This is a genomic window from Leifsonia sp. C5G2 (genome assembly GCF_013359685.1).
GTDB lineage: Bacteria > Actinomycetota > Actinomycetes > Actinomycetales > Microbacteriaceae > Leifsonia.
Genome location: NZ_JABFMV010000004.1, coordinates 13943 through 33698, shown reverse-complemented (window position 1 = coordinate 33698; position 19756 = coordinate 13943). Strand labels below are relative to the sequence as shown.

The following is a 19756-nucleotide window of genomic DNA, read 5'->3' as shown; positions in this document are numbered from 1 at the left end:
AGACTGCTCGTAACCCCCGCGGCAAGCGCCACGACGAGCGCACCACGACAACCCGCCGACACATCGCCACCCCGGTCCCCTCCAATTGCCCCTTTATCCCTACAGACGCAGCACCCCCGCTTCCATGACGCCCGACGAGCGTTCAGTTTCGATCTGGGAAAATGGGCCCATGAATGACAGCCCGGCCGACCCGGAGCAGACGCCGCAGCCCGACGGGCTGGAGGAGACGGTCACCCCGGCCGAGGTGCGGGTGCGGCGCTCGCCGCGGTACTTCCGCTTCATGATCACCGGGGCCGTGCTCTTCGCGATCGTCGCGCTCATCCTGACGTTCGCGTTCCCGGAGAACCCGACGTACGACCGCGGTTCGGTCTTCGGGTTCCTGCTGGCCATCGGCGTGGCCGTGGGCGTCGCCGTCGGCTCCGTCGTCGCGCTGCTGGTCGACCGGGCCACCGGCCGTCGGGCGCGCACCGTGCAGGCGGATAGAATCGACGTGCGCATCCCCGAGACCGCCGAGCCGCCCGCGCGGCAGGACGGCTCGCAGCCGGAGCCCGGCACCAGCACCACCCCGAGCGACACGCAGAGCTGAACATCCCGATTCCTGAAAGGGGTCCGCTGTGGCCGGAGGCGACGGTCTTCTCAGTCACGATCTTCTTCCCGGCGAGAAGGGGCCGCAGGACGCCTGCGGCGTCTTCGGCGTCTGGGCTCCGGGCGAGGAGGTCGCGAAGCTCAGCTACTTCGGCCTCTACGCTCTGCAGCACCGCGGGCAGGAGTCGGCCGGCATCGCGACGAGCGACGGCGACAAGATCCTCATCTATAAAGACATGGGGCTGGTCTCGCAGGTCTTCAACGAGAACGCGCTGAATTCGCTGCCCGGCCACATCGCCGTCGGCCACGCGCGCTACTCGACGACCGGCGCCTCCAGCTGGCAGAACGCGCAGCCGACGCTCGGCTCGACGGCCAGCGGTACCGTCGCCCTCGGCCACAACGGCAACCTGACCAACACCGCCGAGCTCATGCAGCTGGTCCACGAGCGCTACCCGCAGCACGACGGCGAGCTCTCCCGCGGCAACACGACCGACACCGCGGTCGTGACGGCGCTGCTCACCGGCGACCTCGACCACACGCTCGAGTCGACCGCTCTGGAGGTGCTGCCCAAGCTGCGCGGCGCCTTCTGCCTCGTCTTCATGGACGAGCACACCCTGTACGCCGCGCGCGACCCGCAGGGCGTCCGCCCGCTGGTGCTCGGCCGCCTGGAGCGCGGCTGGGTCGTCGCGTCCGAGACGGCGGCGCTCGACATCGTCGGCGCGAGCTTCGTGCGCGAGGTCGAGCCGGGCGAACTGATCGCCATCGACGAGAACGGCCTGCGCTCGCAGCGCTTCGCCACCGAGAAGCGCGCCGGATGCGTCTTCGAGTACGTCTACCTCGCCCGTCCCGACACCACCATCGCGGGCCGTGGCGTGTACGAGGCCCGGGTCGAGATGGGCCGCCAGCTGGCGCGCGAGCACGCCGTCGAGGCCGACCTCGTCATCCCGACCCCCGAGTCCGGCACCCCGGCGGCGATCGGGTACGCCCAGGCGTCCGGCATCCCGTTCGGGCAGGGCCTGGTCAAGAACTCCTACGTCGGCCGCACCTTCATCCAGCCGTCGCAGACCATCCGCCAGCGCGGCATCAAGCTGAAGTTGAACCCGCTGAAGGAGGTCATCAAGGGCAAGCGGCTCGTGGTCGTCGACGACTCCATCGTCCGCGGCAACACGCAGCGCGCCCTGGTCTCCATGCTGCGGGAGGCCGGCGCCGCCGAGGTGCACGTGCGCATCTCCAGCCCGCCCATCACCTGGCCGTGCTTCTACGGCATCGACTTCGCCTCCCGCGCCGAGCTGATCGCAACCGGTCTGGGCGTCGAGGAGGTGCGCCAGTCGATCGGCGCCGACAGCCTCGGCTACCTCTCCGAAGACGGGATGATCGACGCGACCGAGCAGCCGCGCGAACGCCTGTGCACCGCGTGCTTCACGGGCAAGTACCCGATCGAGCTTCCCGACGCGCACCACCTCGGCAAGAACCTGCTCGAGCGCCCGGTCGTGGCCCCCACCGACGACGGCTCCGACGCCACGTCCGACGGGTGCGAGCCCGGCCCGGACGCCGAGCTCGAGCCGCTGCTCTCCTTCGGCGACCCCGGCCGCCAGGAGTAGCCTCCCCCGATACGATGGAGCGGTGACCGACTCCACCGCTTCCTCCTCCGCCTCCTACGCCGCAGCCGGCGTCGACACCGCGGCCGGTGACCGCGCCGTCGAGCTGATGAAGGCCGCGGTCGGCCGCACGCACGGCCCGGAGGTGCTGGGCGGCGTCGGCGGGTTCGCGGGGCTGTTCGACGTGTCCTTTCTGCGCGACTTCCGGCGCCCGCTGCTGGCCACGTCCACCGACGGCGTCGGCACCAAGGTCGCCATCGCGCAGGCGCTCGACAAGCACGACACCATCGGCCAGGACCTGGTGGGGATGGTCGTCGACGACATCGTCGTCGTGGGCGCCCGGCCGCTGTTCATGACCGACTACATCGCCTGCGGCAAGGTCGTGCCGGAGCGGATCGCGGCGATCGTCGAGGGCATCGCGCGGGCGTGCGAGCAGACCGGCACCGCCCTGGTCGGCGGCGAGACGGCGGAGCACCCCGGCCTTCTGGGCCCGGACGACTACGACGTCGCGGGAGCCGCGGTGGGCGCCGTCGAGGCGGATGCGGTGCTCGGCGCCGACCGCGTGACGGACGGGGACGTCGTGCTCGCGCTCGCGTCGTCCGGCCTCCACTCGAACGGCTTCTCGCTGGTGCGCCACATCCTCGCCGCCCGCGGCATCGGCTTCACCGACCACTCCGACGACTTCGGCGGCACCGTCGGCGAGGCGCTGCTGGAGCCGACCCGCCTCTACACCGCGCCGCTGCTGCGCGTGCTGCAGGACCCGTCGCTCGCGGGCGCCGTCCACTCGCTCAGCCACGTCACCGGCGGCGGCATCGCGGCGAACCTCGCTCGCGTCCTCCCGGTCGGCTCGTGGGTCGAGGTGGACCGCTCGACGTGGTCGCCCACCCCGGTGTTCCGCATCCTGAGCGGCCTCGCCGGCACGAGCCTGGAGTCGAGCGAGGGCACCTGGAACCTCGGCATCGGGATGTTCGCGGTCGTCGCCCCGGAGGCCGCGGACGCGGTGGCTGCCGCGATCACGGCCGACGGCATCCCGACCTGGCGTGCGGGAACGGTCTCGACCGCCGCACGCGACCTGACCGGTTTCGAGCAGGGGGCGAAGGGCGTCGACGGCGGGGCGGTCCGCCTGGTTGGCGCGTACGCCGCCTGACGCTCGAAGGGTCGCAACACGCCGTCCGGCGCGGCGGCTCGCGGCGTGTCGCGTCCCACGGATCCGGCGCGTCACCCTTTCTGGGCGGGGCGGCGCGGGCCCGTCGTCGCTAGAGTGACGCTGTGAGCCGACCGCACGCCCGCCTCCGCCTGGCGTGCTCGCTCACCCTCGCGGGAATCGCGACGCTGCTCGGCGTCGCCCCCGCGGCCGCAACACCCGCGACCGCGACACCCGCGACCGCGACACCCGCGGCCGCAGCGCCCGCAACCGCGGTGGCCAGCGCCCTGGTGCCGCTGGTCGACTGCGTCCAGGATGCGCCGCTCGGCGCCGTCACCTCCCGCACCGTCGTGCTCGGGTACCGGTCCACCGCATCCGCTCCCGTCGACATCCCGGCCGCGTCGGGCAGCAACGACCTCACCGCCGGTGCCGCGGATCGCGGCCAGCCGACCTCGTTCGCGCCGGGGGAGCACCACGGTGTCTGGTTGCTGACCGTGGACGGCGCGGCCGAGCCCGACCTCGCCTGGCGCCTCGGCGACGGCGTCGCCGACTTCGCGGGCGCGCCCGCCTGCACCGCGGCCACCTCCGTCACGCTGAGCGTTCCCGACACGGTCGCCTCCGGCGGCACGGCCGTCGTCTCCGCAACGGTCTCCCGGATGATGCTCGCCGCTCCGGACACCGGAACGGTCGCGTTCTGGCTGGACGGCGCCGCTCCCGTGACCTCGCCGGTCTCGGCGGCCGGCGTCGCACGCGCGGAGCTTCCGGTCGGCGGCTCGGGCACGCACACGGTCACCGCGACCTACCAGCCGACCCAGGGCTCCGCCCTGCTCGCCTCGTCCGCCACCGCGACGTTCACGGCCGCGGCATCGAGCGCACCGCTCACGGTCGCCGCCGACTCGGTCGTCACGGGCAGCAGCAGCGTCCTGATCACCGTCTCCCGGGCCACGGCCGAGGGCTCGGTGACGGTCGACGTGATGACGGCCGACGGATCGGCCCGCGCCGGCACGGACTACACCGCCGTCGCCATCACCGTGATCCTGGCCGACGGGCAGACCTCCGCCACGGTGCGCGTGCCGCTGGCCGTGCGACCGGCCGGCTCGCCCGCAGCGACCTTCTTCGTGCTGCTGCAGCGCGCGTCCGCCGCCGTCGCGACCGCATCCGCGACGGTCGTGCTGCCCGCGGTGCCCGCGACCACGCCTGCGGCGGCCCCCGCCGGGACTCCTCGCGTCGGAGGCGGCGCGAGCGGGACGAGCGCGTCCTCCGCGCTCCCGGCGGACGATCCGACGGCCACCGCCACCGGCACGCTCACGAACGTAGGACAGGACCTCGCGTTCCTCCTGGGCGGCGTGCTCGTCACCGGCGGCGGCATCGCGGGCATCCTCGGCCTGGTCCGGGCAGCGGGGATGCGCGGCGCGCGCCCCTGATCCGCGCCCGTGACAAACGTCACCCCCGGATCCTGACACCCGGTCTGCTCACCCGGTGCGTGCCGCCGCCACGCTGAGAGGGTGAACACGACACCCGCCATCCGCCTCACCGGCCTGCGCAAGACCTTCGGCGCGCTCACGGCCGTCGACGGCGTCGACCTGACCATCCACCGGGGCGAGGTCGTCGCCCTGCTCGGACCCAACGGCGCCGGCAAGTCCACCACCATCGACCTCGCGCTGGGCCTCGCCCGGCCCACCTCGGGCGACGCGGAGCTCTTCGGGGCGCCGCCGATCGCCGCGGTCCGCGAGGGACGCGTCGGCGCGATGCTGCAGGGCGGCGCGCTGCTGCCGACCCTCACCGTGGCCGAGTCTGTCGCCCTTGTCGCGTCGGCGCACCGGCATCCGCTGACCGTCGCCGAGGCGCTGGAGCGCGCCCGCTGCACCGAGATCGCCCGCCAGCGGGTCGCGAAGCTCTCCGGCGGCCAACTCCAGCGCGCCCGCTTCGCCGTCGCGGTCGTCTCCGACCCCGACCTGCTCTTCCTGGACGAGCCGACCGCCGCCATGGACGTGGAGGCGCGGCGCACGTTCTGGCAGTCGATGCGCGAGTTCACCGACGCCGGCCGCACCGTCGTCTTCGCCACCCACTACCTCGACGAGGCCGACGAGTACGCCGACCGGATCGTCATGATGGCCCGCGGGCGCATCGTCGCCGACGGCACCCCGGCCGAGGTGAAGGCGGTCGTCTCCGGGCGACGCATCCGGGCGACCTCCGACTCGCCGGCGACGCCGTCGGCCCGCGCGGAGCTGCTCGCGCTCCCCGGCGTGCGCAGCGCGGAGCGGCACGGCGACCGGATCACCCTGGTCAGCGACGACTCCGACGCGACCCTGCGCGCCCTGCTGACCGCCCATCCCGACCTGCACGACATCGAAGTGACCGCGCACACCATGGACGAGGCCTTCCTCGCCCTCACCGAGGCGCGCGACACCGAAGGAGCCCTCTCATGAGCATCGCCTACCTGGGGCGGGAGTCCCTCCGCCAGCTGAAGAACATGCGGTCCATGATCTTCACCCTCGCCGTGCCGCTCGTCATGCTGCTCGCGTTCGGCGGCACGTTCGGAGGGGCGGGACAGGTGGATGCGGCCACGCGCCTGCCGTGGATCGTCGTCACCACCATCCAGGTCGCCGCGTACGGCGGCATGATGGCCGCGCTGTCGCAGGCGTTCCAGATCGTCACGGAGCGCTCGATCGGCTGGAACCGCCAGTTGCGGATCACCCCGCTGAGCGGCACCGGCTACCTGGTGTCGAAGCTCGTCGCGGCCCTCGCGCTCGCGCTGTTCAGCATCCTGGTCATCGTCGCCGTCTCGATCGCGCTGTACCATCCGGACCTTCCGATGGGCAGCTGGGTGCTCGCCGGGCTCGGGATCTGGTGCGGCGTCATCCCGTTCGCGCTGCTCGGCATCCTGGTCGGCCAGCTGGCCAAGCCGGAGTTCGCGCAGCCGCTGTTCATGGCGGTGTTCATGGGCATGGCGGTGCTGGGCGGACTGTGGGTCCCGCTGCAGCTCTTCCCCGCCTGGGTGGCGGATGTCGCGAAGGCGGTGCCGTCGTACTGGCTCAACCGGGTCGGCCAGTTGGGTGCGCTGCAGAGCGGGGACGCGATCACTCCGGCGATCGTGCTGGCGGCGTGGACGCTCGCCCTCGGCGGCCTCATCGTGTGGCGCTACCGGCGCGACGCGGCCCGCGGCTGATCCGCCGGGCCCGGCTGATCTAAGGTGGGCAACGTGTTCTCGAGCGAGGTGCAGGAGGTCCGGCCGGCCGGACCGCTCGCCCGCCTCGTCCACCCCTCGGCGTACCGCTGGTATCCCGGCGCGGCGATCGGCCTGCTGTACCAGGTGTCGGTGCTGGTCGGGCTGTGGACCTCCGACCTCCCGCTCGCGCAGAAGCTGCTCGCCACCGGACTGCTCGCCGTGGTCTACGTCGGCTTCCTGATCCTCCCGCCGCTGCTGTGGTGGGAGCGGGAGCGGACCCGGCTGATCGGCCTCGCGCTCTACTTCGCGCTCACCCTGGCGCTGTTCCCGCTGCTCGGAACGGTCGCGTGCTGGACCTGGGTCTACGTCGCGTGCGTCGCCGGGATGGTCGTGGCGCGGACGGCCGTGGCGTTCGGGATCATCGGGGCGCTCGGTGCGCTCCAACTCGTGATCTTCACGATCGGCGGCACGGTCGAGGACTACTGGTTCGTCGCGCTGGTCACCGTCTCCATCGGGGTGATGATGAGCGCGTTCGCCCGTCAGATCGACGCCCTGCGGCGGCTGCGGAACGCGCAGGGCGAGATCGCGCGGCTCGCCGTGATCGAGGAGCGGGCACGGTTCTCGCGCGACATGCACGACGTGCTCGGCCACTCGCTCACGGTGGTCACGGTGAAGTCGGAGCTGGCGCGCCGGCTCGTCCCCGTGGATCCGGCCCGCGCGACCGAGGAGATCGCCGACATCGAGCGGCTCAGCCGGTCCGCCCTCGCGGACCTGCGCGCGGCCGTGGCCGGCTACCGCGAGATGAGCCTGTCGACCGAGCTCGCGTCCGCGCAGGCGAGCCTGGCCGCCGCCGACATCGAGGCGCACCTCCCGCGCAACGGCGAGGAGGTCGATCCCGACCTGCGCGAGCTGTTCGGCTGGGTGCTGCGCGAGGGGGTGACCAACGTCATCCGCCATTCCGGCTCGCGGAACTGCTGGGTGACCGTCGGCCCGGACCGGCTCGACATCGAGGACGACGGGCGGGGGACGGGGTTCGCGGGCACGCCCGCGCCGGTCGGGTCGTCGGTCGCGCCCGCGCGGACGCCCGGCTCCGGCCTCGCCGGGCTGCGGGCCAGGGCCGCTCAGGCGGGCGCGAGCATCGCGGTCGGGCAGGGCACGCGCGGCGGGACGCTGCTGACCGTTCGGAGGAACGAGTGACCGAACCGATACGCCTGCTGCTCGCCGACGACCAGGCGCTGGTCCGCGGCGCCCTGGCTGCGCTGCTCGACCTGGAGCCGGACCTCGACGTGGTCGCGCAGGTGGGCCGCGGCGACGAGGTCGTGGAGGCGGCCCGCTCCTCCCGGGCCGACGTCGCGCTGCTCGACGTGGAGATGCCGGGAGCGGACGGTATCCAGGCGGCCGCCCAGCTGCGTTCGGCGCTGCCCGCCTGCCGGTCGCTCATCGTGACGACGTTCGGCCGGCCGGGCTACCTGCGGCGCGCGATGGAGGCGGGGGCGTCCGGCTTCGTGGTCAAGGACACTCCGTCCGGCCAGTTGGCGGACGCGGTCCGCCGGGTGGCCTCCGGACTGCGGGTCGTCGACCCCGCACTGGCCGCGGAGTCGCTCGCCTCCGGCGCGTCGCCGCTGACCGCACGCGAGGCGGAGGTGCTCGCGGTGGCGGGCGAAGGGGGGACGATCGGCGACATCGCGCGCCGGGTCCACCTCAGCGAGGGGACGGTGCGCAACCACCTGTCGAGCGCGATCGGGAAGACGGGCGCTCGCAACCGTTCGGACGCCGTCGCCATCGCGACGCGGCAGGGCTGGCTCTGAGCAGCGGATCGCTAGGCGCGCTTCGGCGTGCCCGTCTCCTCGTCCTCGTCCTCGTAGTCGTACGCGTCGTCGGACTCGCTCGCGTCCTCGGGCTCGTAGTCGGCCCACTTCGCGTACTGGTCGTCTTCATCGTGGGAGTGAGAGGTCAGCTCACGCTCGAGCGCGTCGTAGTTCACGTTCGGACTGAACGACTTCAACTGACGAGCGATCTTGGTGTGCTTTGCCTTTTGACGGCCGCGCCCCATGCGTGACCCCCTTTTGGTCCCAGCCCGGGTAGGAAAGGCTTCCCGGGGATCGAATAGAAACAGTGAAAACTAGCATGGAGTTTAGCATGCTGACTTCCACCGCCCCCGAGTTCGCGCACAGCGAGGAGTGATGGGATGAGCGCGTGACCACGACGAGGACCGAGACCCAGGTGGTGGTGATCGGTGCGGGCCAGGCGGGCCTCGCCGTCGCCTATTACCTCCGCCGGTTCGAGCTCACTCCCGGCGTCGATTTCATCGTCTACGACCGCGGTCCGATCACCGGCGGGGCGTGGCAGCACCGCTGGGATGCCCTGAAGCTGGGCAGCGCCCACCACGTGAACGATCTGCCGGGAATGTCGGAGCTCGGTCTCAGCTTCGACAGGGCCGACCGGTCGCTCCCCGCGCGGGACATCGTCGCCGGCTACTACCGCCGCTACGAGGAGCATTTCGGGCTGCAGGTGCAGCGTCCCGTGACGGTCGAGCACGTCTTCGACCGTGGGGCGGACCTCATCGTGCAGCACAGCGAGGGCGAGACCGCCACCCGGGTGGTGGTGAACGCGTCCGGAACCTGGGGCTCGCCCTTCATCCCGTACTACCCGGGCGTCAACACATTCGCCGGGCGGCATGTGCACACCTCGACCTACGTCTCGGCTCAGGAATTCGAGGGGCAGTCGGTCGTCGTGGTGGGCGGCGGGACGAGCGCGATCGGCTTCCTCCTGGAGCTGGAGGATATCGCGGCGTCGCTCACCTGGGCGACCAGGCGACCGGTGGACTTCCGCGACGAGTCGGAGCTGACGATCGAAGGCGGCGTTGCGGCGGTCGCGATGCAGGATGCCGCGGCACGGGCCGGAGAGGCGCTCCCGTCGATCGTCAGCGGCACGGGGGTGCCCCGCACGCGCCGCATCGCGGCGGGTATCGAGCGGGGGCTGCTGGTCGAGCGGCCGATGTTCAGGCGGGTCGAGGAGCGCGGCGTGCGCTGGCCCGACGGGTCGTTCACCCACGCCGACGCGATCATCTGGGCGACGGGGTTCCGGCCGGAGCTCCGTCACCTGGCGCCGCTGAAGCTGCGGGAGAAGGCCGGCGGCCTGACCGTCGGCTCGGGGGCGTCCTGGCAGGACTCCCGCATATTCCTCGCGGGGTATGGCCCCCAGGCGTCGACGATCGGCGCCAACCGTGCCGGGCGTATCATCGCCCGGCAGATCATGGCGCAGCTGTAGCGACGGTGCTCGGGGCGGCGTTCGCCCCGAGCACCGTCGCTCACGCGGTGAGGTCGCGCGGCGACCCGGCGAAGCGCAGGCCCTCGACTCGGATGCTGCCGGCACCCGGGTCGGGGTCGACCTCCAGTCGCCCGGCGGGGGCGTCGGCGCGGAGACCGAGACGGGCCGAGAGCACGGCGACCGCGGCGGCGGCCGACCAGGCCTGCGGGCGGCACGCCGCCGGGTAGGGGATGGGCGAGCTGCTCTGCTCGGCGCTGTCGCCGGAGTGAAGCTCGGGCATCCGGTAGGCGAACCCCTGCGCGGCGGCCAGCAGGCCGTCGGCGAGCTGCCCGGCCTCCTCTCGGAACCCCTCGGCCGCAAGGCCCGAGATCGCGATGGCGGTGTCGTGCGCCCAGACGCTGCCGCCGTGGTAGCTGAGCGGCCAGTAGCCGGCGGAGTCGGTGGACATCGTGCGGAGCCCGTAGCCCGACGACAGTTCCGGCGAGACCAGGCGCCGGGCGACGAGGGCGGACTCCTCCGGGTCGAGGATGCCGGTGCCGAGGAGGTGGCCGATGTTGCTCGTCACCGTGTCGACCTTCCGCTTCGCGGCGTCGAGCGCGACCGCGGGGTACGCGCCCGCCGGTTCGTCGATCCAGAAGGCCGCGGCGAAGCGCGCCTTGAGGTCGGCGGCCCAGGTGCGCCACGCGTCAGCGCCCGCGCGCCCGAACGCCTCCAGCAGTTCGGCGCCGCCGACGGCGGCCTGGTAGGCGTAGCCCTGCACCTCGCACAGCGCGATCGGGCCGTCGGCGAGGGTGCCGTCGCGCCACTGGATGGAGTCGCCGGAGTCCTTCCAGCCCTGGTTGGCGAGGCCGTGCCCGGTGGTGTCGATGTACTCCAGGAAGCCGTCGCCGTCGCTGTCGCCGACGTCGCGCATCCAGGCCAGCGCCGCCTCCAGGTGGGGGAGCAGCTGCTCGACCTCGTCGCGCGGCATGCCCCACTTCCAGGCGTCGTGCAGCAGGCAGACCCACAGCGCGGTCGCGTCGACCGTGCCGTAGTAGAGCGGAGGGAGCTCGACGCCCTCGCCCGGGATCGTCAGCGCCGCCGGCCGCAGCTCGTGCATGATCTTGCCGGGCTGCTCCGCGGTCTCTGCGACGGTCCGCGTGCCTTGGTAGTGCGCGAGCACCCGCAGGGTGGAGGCGGCGATCTCGTGGCCGAGCGGAAGCAGCATCCGCGCCGCCCACAGCGAGTCGCGGCCGAACAGGGTGAAGAACCAGGGGGCGCCCGCCGCGAGGAACGTGTCGTCCGGGCGCTCGACGGTCGACATGCGCAGCGCCTGGAGGTCGGCGATGGCGCGGCCGAGCCAGGACTGCAGCCGGGAGTCGCCGGTGGTCGCCCGGAAGGCGCTCCATTCGGTGGATGGCTCGGCGCCCGAGACGACGGCGGTGGGGTCGTCGACGTCGATGCGCCAGGTCAGCTCCGCCGATCCGTTCGCGGGGATCTCGACGCTCCAGCGCAGCGACACCCGTTCGCCGTCGACGGCCGCGGTCGCGCCCTCCGCGACGATGGGGGCCGCGACCCGACCGCTGCGCAGCACGGCGGCCGCTCCGTCCGCACCGGTCTCAACCGTCACGGGATGCTCGCTCCCGGACAGCCCGGCCTTGATGCTCTGCATCGGGCTGAAGTCGGCGCCGAGCACCATCTCGACGGTGGTGACCACGGTCGTGCGGAGCGCGTTGCGCAGCACGATCCGCTCGGACAGCGAGCCGGCCCGCACGCTCCGCGTGCGATCGATGCGGACGCGGGGGTCCGCCGTCGTGTCGTCCAGCCCTCGCGCGAGGCCCGTGAAGACGCTCGTGGCCGCATCCGGTCCCGCCGTGGCGATGTGCTCCGGCGTCTCTCCGCCGACCGTCAGCAGCACGCGGTCGAGCACGCGCAGGTCGGAGTGGTAGAAGCCGTGGATGCCGTGCCCGTCGATCCTCCCGTCGGGCGCGGACCAGGCCTGGGAGGGGGCGGTCAGCACGACGACGCTGTCGTGGAGGAGCGGCTGGAGGGGCTGGGTCATCGTGGAGGTCGTGCCTTCGTGTCGGTCCGGCGTCGCGGGAGCGTCGCCGGGGAGGTGTGGATCGGTGGTGCGGATGCCGGGGTCGCCGTTGGGCGGCCCAGGCGACCCGGACGAGGGGGGTGAGGTCTCCGTTCTGCTCATGCCGCCTCCCCGCCCCTGTCGAGGAGGCGCGGTTCGAGGCGCGTCTCGCTGACGCCCCCGTCGCCGCAAGCGACCCGCCACGCGGAGACGCCGGGCCGCTCGGCGACGATGTCGTCGAGCCGTGTGCCGCGGTAGACCAGGCCGACGCCCTCGTCGAGCGCGTAGCCCTCGGGCAGGACGCCTTCGGCGACCGCGCGCTGGTGCGCCGGGCGCCTGGCCGGGTCGGAGTCGTAGTGGACGGCGAGCGACCCCCTTACGAAGCCGAGGCCGTCGGCGACGGCGGAGATGCCGGGGCCGAAGGAGGCCGTGGTGCCGCCCTCGTGCCAGCACAGGGCGCCCGCGGAGCCTCCTGCGAGCACCACGCCCGCGCGCCAGGCGTCCGCCAGCAGCGCGTCGAGCCCGTGGGCGCGCCAGACGGCGAGCAGGTTGACGACGCTGCCGCCGCTCACCCAGATGACGTCTTGACGGAGCAGGTGCTCGCGCACGTCCTCGATGTTGCGGCGCGGGAAGAACCGGAGGTGCGTCGCCTCGACCCCGGCCGCGCGGGCCGCCTCGAGTTCCGCACCCTCCACGTGGCGCTGGTCGCCGCCCGCGGTGTTGATATGGGTGACGCGGGGTGCGCGCCCCTCCACCCGCGCGAGTGCGATCGCGTGGTGGAGGAGGGGCCCGTAGACCGAGTCGGTCCACGTTCCCGCGTTCAGGCCGCCGCAGGTCGCGAGGATGGTGGGCTCTGCGGCGGTCACTCCTTCACCGCCCCGTCGCTGGAGTTCATGATCCGTCGCTGGAAGACGAAGAAGAGGACGGCCACCGGGATGGTCATGATGGCCGCGGCCGCCAGCTTCAGCGGGTACTGGCTGCCCTGGCTCAGCTGCCCGCTCGCCAGCCCGGCGACCCCCTTCGTCAGCGTGGTCAGTGCCGGGTTCTGCGTCGACACGATGAAGTGGGCGAGCTCGTTCCACGACCCCTGGAACGACAGGATGATGATCGTGATCAGGGCGGGCCGCGCCATCGGCAGCACGATCGACCAGAACACGCGGAAGGTGCCTGCGCCGTCGATGCGGGCCTGCTCCTCCACGCTGGCGGGGATCGACTCGAAGAATCCCTTCATGATGAAGACGCCGGCCGCATCGGTCAGCAAGGGCACGATCATGCCCGTGTACGAGTCGTAGATGCCCAGCTGGTTGATGACGAGGAACTTCGGGATGAGCAGCACGACCAGCGGCACCGACATGACGGCGACCAGAGCGGCGAACACCACGCCTCGGCCGCGGAAGCGGAGCCGCGCCAGTGCGTAGCCCGCGAGCGAGTCGAAGAACACCCGGCCGAGGGTGACGACGATCGTCACGACGGCCGAGTTGGCGAACCACACCGGGAAGTCGGAGTTGAGGAAGAGCCGTTCGTACGCGGCCGTCGTGAACGTCTGCGGGATGAGGGCGACCGGGTTGGCGGTTGCCTCGGCGTCGGTCTTGAACGACGTGGCGATCTGGATGAGGAACGGCATGATGTAGACGACCGCCAGCACCACGAGGATCGCGTACGTGACGGAGGTCGCGGCGATCGCGCCGCGCGAGCGGTGGCGCCGCCTGGCCGGCCGGGCCGGGGCGGTGCGGGGGGACGCGGAGACGGCCTGCTCGGTCTGCACGGTGGTCGAGCTCATCGGAGCGCTCCCTTGCTGTCAGAGTCTTCCTTCTGGGCCGGTACGCTGCTCGGCGCGCCGCCCGCGGCGGTGCCGGCCGCGAGCGCCGGCTGGTACAGCCGCATGCGCCGCTTGGACACCGGCCGCTCGCGGAGCACCCAGCGCTGGAACAGCGTGAACACGACGATGATGACGAAGAGGATGAACGCGATCGCCGCGCCCTGACCCCACTCCTGGTTCATGAACGAGGTCTGGTAGCTGAGGAACGCGGGGGTCAGGGTCGTCTTGCCCGGTGCTCCCTGCGTTCCGGTGTAGATCTGGTCGAACACCTGCCAGCAGCCGATCAGGCCGAGCGTCAGCACGGTGAAGAGGGTCGGGCGCAGCTGGGGGAGGGTGATCCGCCAGAAGCGCTGCCAGCCGTTCGCGCCGTCCATCATCGCCGCCTCGGTCACGTCGCCGCCGAGGTTCTGCAGGGCGGCGAGGAACAGCAGCATGAAGGTTCCGCTCGTCGTGAAGACGGCCATGATGATGTATGCCGACATGGCGACAGACGGGCCGCCCAGCCAGTCCCACCACGAGACGCCGAGCGCGGTGTTCTGCGTGAGCGCGGCGGGCCCCTGCGTCACGCCGAAGGCGGCGAGCAGATTGTGGACGACGCCGCTCGGGTCGTTGAACCAGTTCGGCCCGTTGATGCCCACCCACGAGAGCACCTTGTTGACGGCGCCGCTGGTGCTGAACAGGAACAGCCAGAGCACGGTGATGGCGACCGAGCTCGTCACCGACGGGAAGTAGAACGCGGTGCGGAAGAAACCGCGGCCGCGCAGCACCGCGCGGTTCACGAGCACCGCGAGGCCGAGCGACACGGCCGTCTGGATGGGGACGACGAGCACCACGTACCAGGCGTTGTTCTTCAGCGACATGCCGAAGTCCTGCTCCGCGAGTCCGCCGCCCGCGAGCAGCGTCGTGTAGTTGTCGAAGCCGACGAAGTGGACGCCGGAGGAGAAGGGGCTGCCCCGGCCGCCCCAGTCGGAGAAGCTCACCCACAGCGCCATCAGCACCGGGATCACGAGGAACACCCCGAGCAGCAGGATGACCGGGGCGGTGAACAACCACCCCGAGGCGGTCTCGCCGCGCCGGATTCCGGTGCGACGAGACCGACTCGTGGTTGCAGACATGGCTGGTCCTTACTCTTCCGCTGCGCCGCTTACTTGAGGAGCGCTTCGAGGTTCTTCTGCGTGGTGTCGAGGATGCTCTTCGGATCGCCCGTCGCGAGCGACTCGAGCTTGCTGTTGAGGTCGGTCACCACGTCGGCGGAACCCTTGGCGGTCGGGACGCCCTTGGCGTAGTCGGCGGCGTTCAGGAACGGCACCAGGTCGGGGTTGTCGGACTTCCACTCGTCTGCGGCCGACTTGATCGACGGCATCGGGCCGAAGGCCTTGGAGAAGGCGAGCTGGTCGCTCTTGCTCGTCAGCTTCTCGACGAGCTTGAGCGCGGCGGCCTGGTTGGGGCTGTCGGCCGCGATGCCCCAGCAGTTGGTGAACTGGAGGGTGCCCTGGCCGGCCGGGCCCTTGGGCAGCTCGGCGATCGTGTACTTGATGTTCGGGAAGTCGGACTTGAGGGCGCCCGTGATCCAGTTGCCCTCGATGGTCATCGCCGCGAGGCCCTTGCCGAACGCCTCGCCGCCCCAGCCGGCGCCGAGGTCCTTCGCGTACTTCAGCTCGCCGCCGTTCAGCATCTTCTTGACGAAGTCGAGCGCCTGCACGTTGGCGTCGCTGTTGGCGGTGGCCTTGGTGCTGTCGTCGTTCATCAGGTTGCCGCCGGCCTGGACCATGAAGGAGCCGATGCGGGCGTACTCGCCCGAGATGCCGAGGCCGACCTGGCTGCCGGTGGTGAGCTTCTTGGAGACGGCCTCGAGCTGGTCCCACGTCTTCGGGATGTCGGCGTCGGTCAGCCCCGCCGCCTTCCAGGCGTCGGTGTTGATGACGAGCTGCAGCGTGGAGAAGTCCTTCGGCGCGCAGTAGAACTTGCCGTCGTAGGTGAACGACTTGACCAGGCTCGGGTAGAAGTCGCTCTTGTTGCTCAGCTGGTCGCCGTAGGCGAGCAGCGAGCCGTTGGAGGCGTAGCCGGCGAGGGCGTCGGTGGAGAGGTAGAAGACGTCGGCCGGCTTCTTGGCGGCGAAGCCCTGGGCGAGCTGCTCGTTGAGCTTGCTCGCCGCGATGACCGAGGCCTTGGTGCCGGAGCTCTTGGACCAGTCGGAGACCGCGGACTTGACCGCCGCCGTCTCGGCGTCGCCCGAGGAGCCGATCATGACCGTCAGGGCCTTGTCTGACGAGGTCAGCTTGCCGGTGTCGCCGCCGCTGCTGCCGCCGCCGAAGCCGGAACCGCAGGCGGTCAGGGTGAGGGCCGCCGCGGCGGCGACGGCGCCGCCCGCGAGCCAGCGATGTGTGATCTTGCGCATTCGTGTCTCCTTGGTGTGAGTGTGCCCGCAGTGTGGGGCGCACGCGTGAAGGGCCGGCGAGAGTGTGGAGAACTCGTCCGGCGGTGCGGCTGTGAGCACCTGAGCGGCACACGGGGTCGAGGCGGGGGTGCTCTGCAGCGATGCGCGCATCCGACCTCCTCTGGTCCGGCCTTCTCGTGGCTCCTCCCGAAGGTTTGAACGATCAAATTCACACCTGCTACGGTGACTTTGAACGATCAAATCGGGATGCCTGCCACCCTAGCCATGCGCTTCCGAAGGTGTCAAGCAGACCAGTAGGGTCGAATCCGGCGAACGAGGAAGGAGCCGAGATGGGAGCCCAGCCCACGGTGAGCGACGTCGCCGACGTCGCCGGCGTCTCGCGCCAGACGGTCTCCAACGTCCTCAACGCCCCCGAGCTGGTGCGCCCGGAGACGCGGGAACGCGTCCAGGCCGCCATCCACTCGCTCGGGTACCGACCGCACGCCTCTGCCCGCCGCCTGCGGACGCAGCGGAGCTCGACGATCGGGATCCGCCTCGACCCGATCACCCAGGACGGCATCTCCGGCAGCATCCTCGACCGCTTCCTCCACGCCCTCACCGAGCAGGCCGACCAGCGGGGCCTGCGCGTCCTGCTGTTCACGGCCACGGGCCCGGAGGACGAGATCGAGCAGTTCCGCCGCCTCTCCGACGGGGCCGACGTCGACGCGTTCGTGCTCACCTCGACGTTCCACGGCGACCCGCGCACGGAGTGGCTGATCGAGAACGGCCGGTCGTTCGTCACCTTCGGCCGGCCCTGGGGCATCGACGACATGACCGATCCGGAGCACCTCTGGGTGGATGTGGACGGCCGCTCCGGCCTGCGCGACGCGACCCGGCACCTGCTGTCGACGGCGGGCAGCCGCATCGGCTTCCTCGGCTGGCCCAGCGGGTCGGGCACGGGCGACGACCGCCGGACGGGATGGCTGGAGGCCATGCGCGAGGGCAGCGGGCTCTCCGACGACGAGCTCTCTACCCTGGAGGTCGCGTCCGAGGACACGGTGACCCTCGGCGCCGACGCGGTGCGGCGGCTGCAGGCGGCGGCCGGTCCGCTCGACGGACTGGTCTGCACCTCCGACTCGCTCGCCCTCGGCGCGCTGACCGCGACCGGCGGCCGACTGCCGGTGGTCGGCTACGACGACACCCCGATCGCCGCCTCCCTCGGCTTCTCGAGCGTCGCCCAGTCGCTCGACGAGGTCGCGGCCGGCGTGCTGGAGCTGCTGACCGGCGAGCAGGGCGGCCGGGTGCGGCCGCCGGGCGAGGTGCCGGACACGCGCCACCGGCTGGTCGCGCCGCACCTCGTCGTGCGGGAGTGGCCGCCGCTCATCGGCTCCCGCTGACCGGCCGACGTCGCGAAATCCGCATGTAACGCGACGCGGAGACAATGGAGGCATGTCTCCACAAGAGCCTCTGCTGGACGCGTCACGAGCGCGTCGCCTCCCGGTCACCGTGTCCATCACCCGTCGAGTCGACGGCAACCGCCTGGCGGAGGTGACCCGCTGGGTGCAATCCGGCGTCAACCTCGCCAATACGCACGAGGGCTTCCTCGGCTCGGGCTGGGTGCGCGCGCACGCCGACTCCGACGAGTGGCACATGCTGTACCGCTTCGCCGACACGGACACTCTGGAGGCCTGGGAGGTGTCGGAGGACCGCGCCGACTGGCTGTACGAGGGGCGCGAGCTGGTGGAGGTGTCCCGGGTGGAGCGCCGCACCGGCATCGAGGGCTGGTTCGACGAGCCGCAGCCCGGCGTTCCCGCCGCGCCGCCGCGCTGGAAGCAGGCGGTCACGATCTGGCTCGGGTTCTTCCCGCTGTCGCTGGCCTTCGCGTACCTGACGTCGACCTTCGTGCCCGGGTGGCACACGCTCTGGCCGCTCGCGACCGTGCTCCTCACGACCCTCTGCCTCACCCCGATCATGACCTACGTGCTGCTGCCGTTCGTCACCCGCCTGCTGCAGCCCTGGCTGCGCCGCTGACCGCTCGGGGTTCACCCTGAGCGCACCCTGAATCCGGGGGTTCTTCGCCAAAACGGCTTGCGCCGTACCAACTCGCGATATATCGTGATTTCCGTCAACAGTCGCGATATAACGCGAGTCACCGACGGTCCCGGCACGGACCGGAGAGCAAGGAGCACGAACATGGCACAGGAGAAGTGGCTGATCCAGCCCGGCGAGAGCCGCACGATCGACGTCGAGGTCGTCCGCGCGCTCAAGGTCGGCTTCATCGGGGGGCAGATCGACATCGTCGGGCATGACGAGCCGAGCGCCCGCATCGAGGTGCACTCGGTCAGCGGGCGCGACCTCAAGATCGTGATCGACGGCGACCGGCTGGAGATCGACCACCCGCAGCTGCGCTGGGACAACTTCATCGAGGTCTTCAAGTCGATGCGGTCGAGCGCCCGCGCCGACGTCAGCGTGCTCGTCCCGCGCGACGTGGAGCTGAAGTTCGGCGTCGTCTCCGCGACGGCCCTGGTCTCGGGCCTGAACACGGATGCGCGCCTCAGCACGGTCTCCGGCGACATCGTCGTCGACGGCCTCACCGGCGACATCGAGCTCAACTCCGTCAGCGGCGAGCTCTCGGTGCGCGACCACACCGGCCGCATCTCGGCCCACACCGTCTCGGGCGATGTCACCGCGACCGGCGCCATCCGCCGCTTCTCGGCCGACGGCGTCTCCGCCGACGTGATGCTGGATGTGACCGGCACCCCGGACGACATCGCGATCAACACCGTGTCCGGCGACACGACCATCCGCATCCCGGAGGCCATCGGGGCCCGGTACCGCGTGAACACCGTCTCCGGCAAGGTGCAGCTCGACAACATGACTGTGGTCGGCGGCATGGGGAAGGGGTACACCGGCACCTCGGGAACCCTCGACGGCACCTGGGTCGAGATCAACGTCAACTCCGTCTCCGGCGACGCCGCCGTGCTGCGAAGCGCCGCGACGAGCGCAGGCTCGCAGGAGGCGTCCGCGTGAGTCCCGTGTTCTCGCACGGCAGCCTCCGCCTCTACCTGCTGAGCCTGCTGGAGGAGTCGCCCCGGCACGGCTACGAGCTGATCCAGGCGCTCACCGATCGCTTCGGCGGCACGTACAGCCCGAGCGCCGGCACCATCTACCCCCGGCTGGCGAAGCTGGAGGAGGAGGGCCTGGTCACCAAGACCGCGGAGGGCCGCAAGACCGTGTACGCCATCACGGACGCCGGCCGGGCCGAGCTCGAGGCGCGCCGCCCCGAGCTCGACGCGATCGAGGAGGAGGTCACCGACTCGGTGCGCCGCCTCGCGGACGAGGTGCGGGCCGGCGTCGACGACGCCATGCGCACGCTCCGCGCCGAGCTCGCGTCCGCGGCGCGGCAGGCCAAGCGCAACGCCTCGAAGGTCGATCCGCGCCAACAGGCGCGGGAGGCGGGCCGGGACGTGCGCGCGGCCGGGGCTGCGGCGGTGCGGGAGGCGGAGGCGGCGCTCAACGAGTTCCGTCAGCAGCTGCGGACCGACCTGCGCTCGGAAGCCGCGCGCGGGACGCTCCCCGAGTCCGTCGTGCCGCTCCTGAAGTCGGAGCTCGACCGCGTGCGGCGCGCCGTCGTCGAGGCCATCGGCCGCCGCTGACGGCGCCGTCGCTGCATCGGAGAAGAGTCGGCGAATGCTCATCTCGCTCCCAGTGAGGCCGCTCCTGGTGTCGCCTCCG

General features: G+C 71.7%; 19 protein-coding genes. 13 read left to right on the top strand and 6 right to left on the bottom strand.

Translation table 11 applies throughout. From position 1 onward, the window contains the following. Positions 1-169: 169 nt before the first annotated feature. The 8 genes from HNO83_RS06680 (at position 170) to HNO83_RS06645 (ending at position 8304) form a co-directional block, all read left to right on the top strand. A complete protein-coding gene (locus HNO83_RS06680; RefSeq protein ID WP_249776556.1) occupies positions 170-586 on the top strand; it encodes a hypothetical protein in 417 nt (138 codons plus the stop codon). Between the two features lie 28 nt (positions 587-614). Then, positions 615-2186 carry an amidophosphoribosyltransferase gene (purF, locus tag HNO83_RS06675; protein WP_175336751.1) on the top strand — a complete coding sequence of 524 codons (1572 nt, stop codon included), beginning with the start codon at positions 615-617 and terminating at the stop codon, positions 2184-2186. Positions 2187-2208: 22 nt separating this feature from the next. After that, the gene (gene purM / locus HNO83_RS06670; protein ID WP_175336750.1) at positions 2209-3330 is read left to right on the top strand and encodes a phosphoribosylformylglycinamidine cyclo-ligase; all 1122 of its coding nucleotides are present in this window, start codon (positions 2209-2211) and stop codon (positions 3328-3330) included. Positions 3331-3452: 122 nt separating this feature from the next. Then, entirely contained in the window at positions 3453-4751 is a 1299-nt protein-coding gene (locus HNO83_RS20715; protein WP_175336749.1) for a Calx-beta domain-containing protein, read from the top strand. Positions 4752-4832: 81 nt separating this feature from the next. Further along, positions 4833-5756: an ABC transporter ATP-binding protein gene (locus tag HNO83_RS06660; protein WP_175336748.1), complete on the top strand. Its 924-nt coding sequence runs from the start codon at positions 4833-4835 to the stop codon at positions 5754-5756. Next, the gene (locus tag HNO83_RS06655; RefSeq protein WP_175336747.1) at positions 5753-6496 is read left to right on the top strand and encodes an ABC transporter permease; all 744 of its coding nucleotides are present in this window, start codon (positions 5753-5755) and stop codon (positions 6494-6496) included. The genes HNO83_RS06660 and HNO83_RS06655 overlap by 4 nt, the downstream gene beginning before the upstream one ends. Positions 6497-6529: 33 nt before the next feature. Then, positions 6530-7693, top strand: a complete 1164-nt coding sequence (locus tag HNO83_RS20710; protein WP_175336746.1) for a sensor histidine kinase — start codon at positions 6530-6532, stop codon at positions 7691-7693. Continuing rightward, positions 7690-8304 carry a response regulator gene (locus HNO83_RS06645; protein WP_175336745.1) on the top strand — a complete coding sequence of 205 codons (615 nt, stop codon included), beginning with the start codon at positions 7690-7692 and terminating at the stop codon, positions 8302-8304. The genes HNO83_RS20710 and HNO83_RS06645 overlap by 4 nt, the downstream gene beginning before the upstream one ends. A gap of 11 nt (positions 8305-8315) precedes the next feature. Here HNO83_RS06645 and HNO83_RS06640 read toward each other — a convergent pair whose 3' ends face one another. Continuing rightward, entirely contained in the window at positions 8316-8549 is a 234-nt protein-coding gene (locus tag HNO83_RS06640) for a DUF3073 domain-containing protein (protein ID WP_175336744.1), read from the bottom strand. A 143-nt stretch (positions 8550-8692) separates the two neighbouring features. On the opposite strand from HNO83_RS06640, the gene HNO83_RS06635 reads away from it, so the two are divergent. Continuing rightward, the gene (locus tag HNO83_RS06635) at positions 8693-9766 is read left to right on the top strand and encodes an NAD(P)-binding domain-containing protein (RefSeq protein ID WP_175336743.1); all 1074 of its coding nucleotides are present in this window, start codon (positions 8693-8695) and stop codon (positions 9764-9766) included. A gap of 40 nt (positions 9767-9806) precedes the next feature. Here the strand turns inward: HNO83_RS06635 and HNO83_RS06630 are convergent, their stop codons facing one another. The 5 genes from HNO83_RS06630 to HNO83_RS06610 form a co-directional block, all read right to left on the bottom strand. Next, positions 9807-11807 carry a glycogen debranching N-terminal domain-containing protein gene (locus HNO83_RS06630; RefSeq protein ID WP_249776555.1) on the bottom strand — a complete coding sequence of 667 codons (2001 nt, stop codon included), beginning with the start codon at positions 11805-11807 and terminating at the stop codon, positions 9807-9809. Between the two features lie 137 nt (positions 11808-11944). Further along, positions 11945-12691 (bottom strand): Type 1 glutamine amidotransferase-like domain-containing protein, encoded by a 747-nt coding sequence (locus HNO83_RS06625; RefSeq protein ID WP_175336741.1) that lies wholly within the window; start codon positions 12689-12691, stop codon positions 11945-11947. Beyond that, positions 12688-13605 (bottom strand): carbohydrate ABC transporter permease, encoded by a 918-nt coding sequence (locus tag HNO83_RS06620; protein ID WP_175336740.1) that lies wholly within the window; start codon positions 13603-13605, stop codon positions 12688-12690. The genes HNO83_RS06625 and HNO83_RS06620 overlap by 4 nt, the downstream gene beginning before the upstream one ends. Further along, positions 13602-14759 (bottom strand): carbohydrate ABC transporter permease, encoded by a 1158-nt coding sequence (locus tag HNO83_RS06615; RefSeq protein ID WP_175336739.1) that lies wholly within the window; start codon positions 14757-14759, stop codon positions 13602-13604. Before HNO83_RS06615 ends, HNO83_RS06620 begins: the two co-directional genes overlap by 4 nt. Positions 14760-14788: 29 nt before the next feature. Continuing rightward, the gene (locus tag HNO83_RS06610; protein ID WP_175336738.1) at positions 14789-16042 is read right to left on the bottom strand and encodes a sugar ABC transporter substrate-binding protein; all 1254 of its coding nucleotides are present in this window, start codon (positions 16040-16042) and stop codon (positions 14789-14791) included. Positions 16043-16371: 329 nt separating this feature from the next. On the opposite strand from HNO83_RS06610, the gene HNO83_RS06605 reads away from it, so the two are divergent. The 4 genes from HNO83_RS06605 (at position 16372) to HNO83_RS06590 (ending at position 19677) form a co-directional block, all read left to right on the top strand. Continuing rightward, positions 16372-17418, top strand: coding sequence for a LacI family DNA-binding transcriptional regulator (locus HNO83_RS06605; protein ID WP_175336737.1), 1047 nt, complete (start codon positions 16372-16374; stop codon positions 17416-17418). 52 nt (positions 17419-17470) lie between these two features. Beyond that, positions 17471-18052: an antibiotic biosynthesis monooxygenase gene (locus tag HNO83_RS06600; RefSeq protein WP_175336736.1), complete on the top strand. Its 582-nt coding sequence runs from the start codon at positions 17471-17473 to the stop codon at positions 18050-18052. Positions 18053-18214: 162 nt separating this feature from the next. Continuing rightward, positions 18215-19051: a DUF4097 family beta strand repeat-containing protein gene (locus tag HNO83_RS06595; RefSeq protein WP_175336735.1), complete on the top strand. Its 837-nt coding sequence runs from the start codon at positions 18215-18217 to the stop codon at positions 19049-19051. Beyond that, on the top strand, positions 19048-19677 hold the full coding sequence (locus tag HNO83_RS06590) for a PadR family transcriptional regulator (protein WP_175336734.1): 630 nt from the start codon (positions 19048-19050) through the stop codon (positions 19675-19677). Before HNO83_RS06595 ends, HNO83_RS06590 begins: the two co-directional genes overlap by 4 nt. Positions 19678-19756 lie beyond the last annotated feature (79 nt).

Bases quoted from the DNA above. Each gene is read 5' to 3' on its own strand.
- HNO83_RS06655 (WP_175336747.1), top strand. From the start codon at position 5,753: ATGAGCATCGCCTACCTGGGGCGGGAGTCCCTCCGCCAGCTGAAGAAC.
- HNO83_RS06640 (WP_175336744.1), bottom strand. From the start codon at position 8,549: ATGGGGCGCGGCCGTCAAAAGGCAAAGCACACCAAGATCGCTCGTCAG.
- HNO83_RS06630 (WP_249776555.1), bottom strand. From the start codon at position 11,807: ATGACCCAGCCCCTCCAGCCGCTCCTCCACGACAGCGTCGTCGTGCTG.
- HNO83_RS06595 (WP_175336735.1), top strand. From the start codon at position 18,215: ATGGCACAGGAGAAGTGGCTGATCCAGCCCGGCGAGAGCCGCACGATC.
- HNO83_RS06615 (WP_175336739.1), bottom strand. From the start codon at position 14,759: ATGTCTGCAACCACGAGTCGGTCTCGTCGCACCGGAATCCGGCGCGGC.
- HNO83_RS06605 (WP_175336737.1), top strand. From the start codon at position 16,372: ATGGGAGCCCAGCCCACGGTGAGCGACGTCGCCGACGTCGCCGGCGTC.
- HNO83_RS06610 (WP_175336738.1), bottom strand. From the start codon at position 16,042: ATGCGCAAGATCACACATCGCTGGCTCGCGGGCGGCGCCGTCGCCGCC.
- HNO83_RS06680 (WP_249776556.1), top strand. From the start codon at position 170: ATGAATGACAGCCCGGCCGACCCGGAGCAGACGCCGCAGCCCGACGGG.
- HNO83_RS06620 (WP_175336740.1), bottom strand. From the start codon at position 13,605: ATGAGCTCGACCACCGTGCAGACCGAGCAGGCCGTCTCCGCGTCCCCC.
- HNO83_RS06600 (WP_175336736.1), top strand. From the start codon at position 17,471: ATGTCTCCACAAGAGCCTCTGCTGGACGCGTCACGAGCGCGTCGCCTC.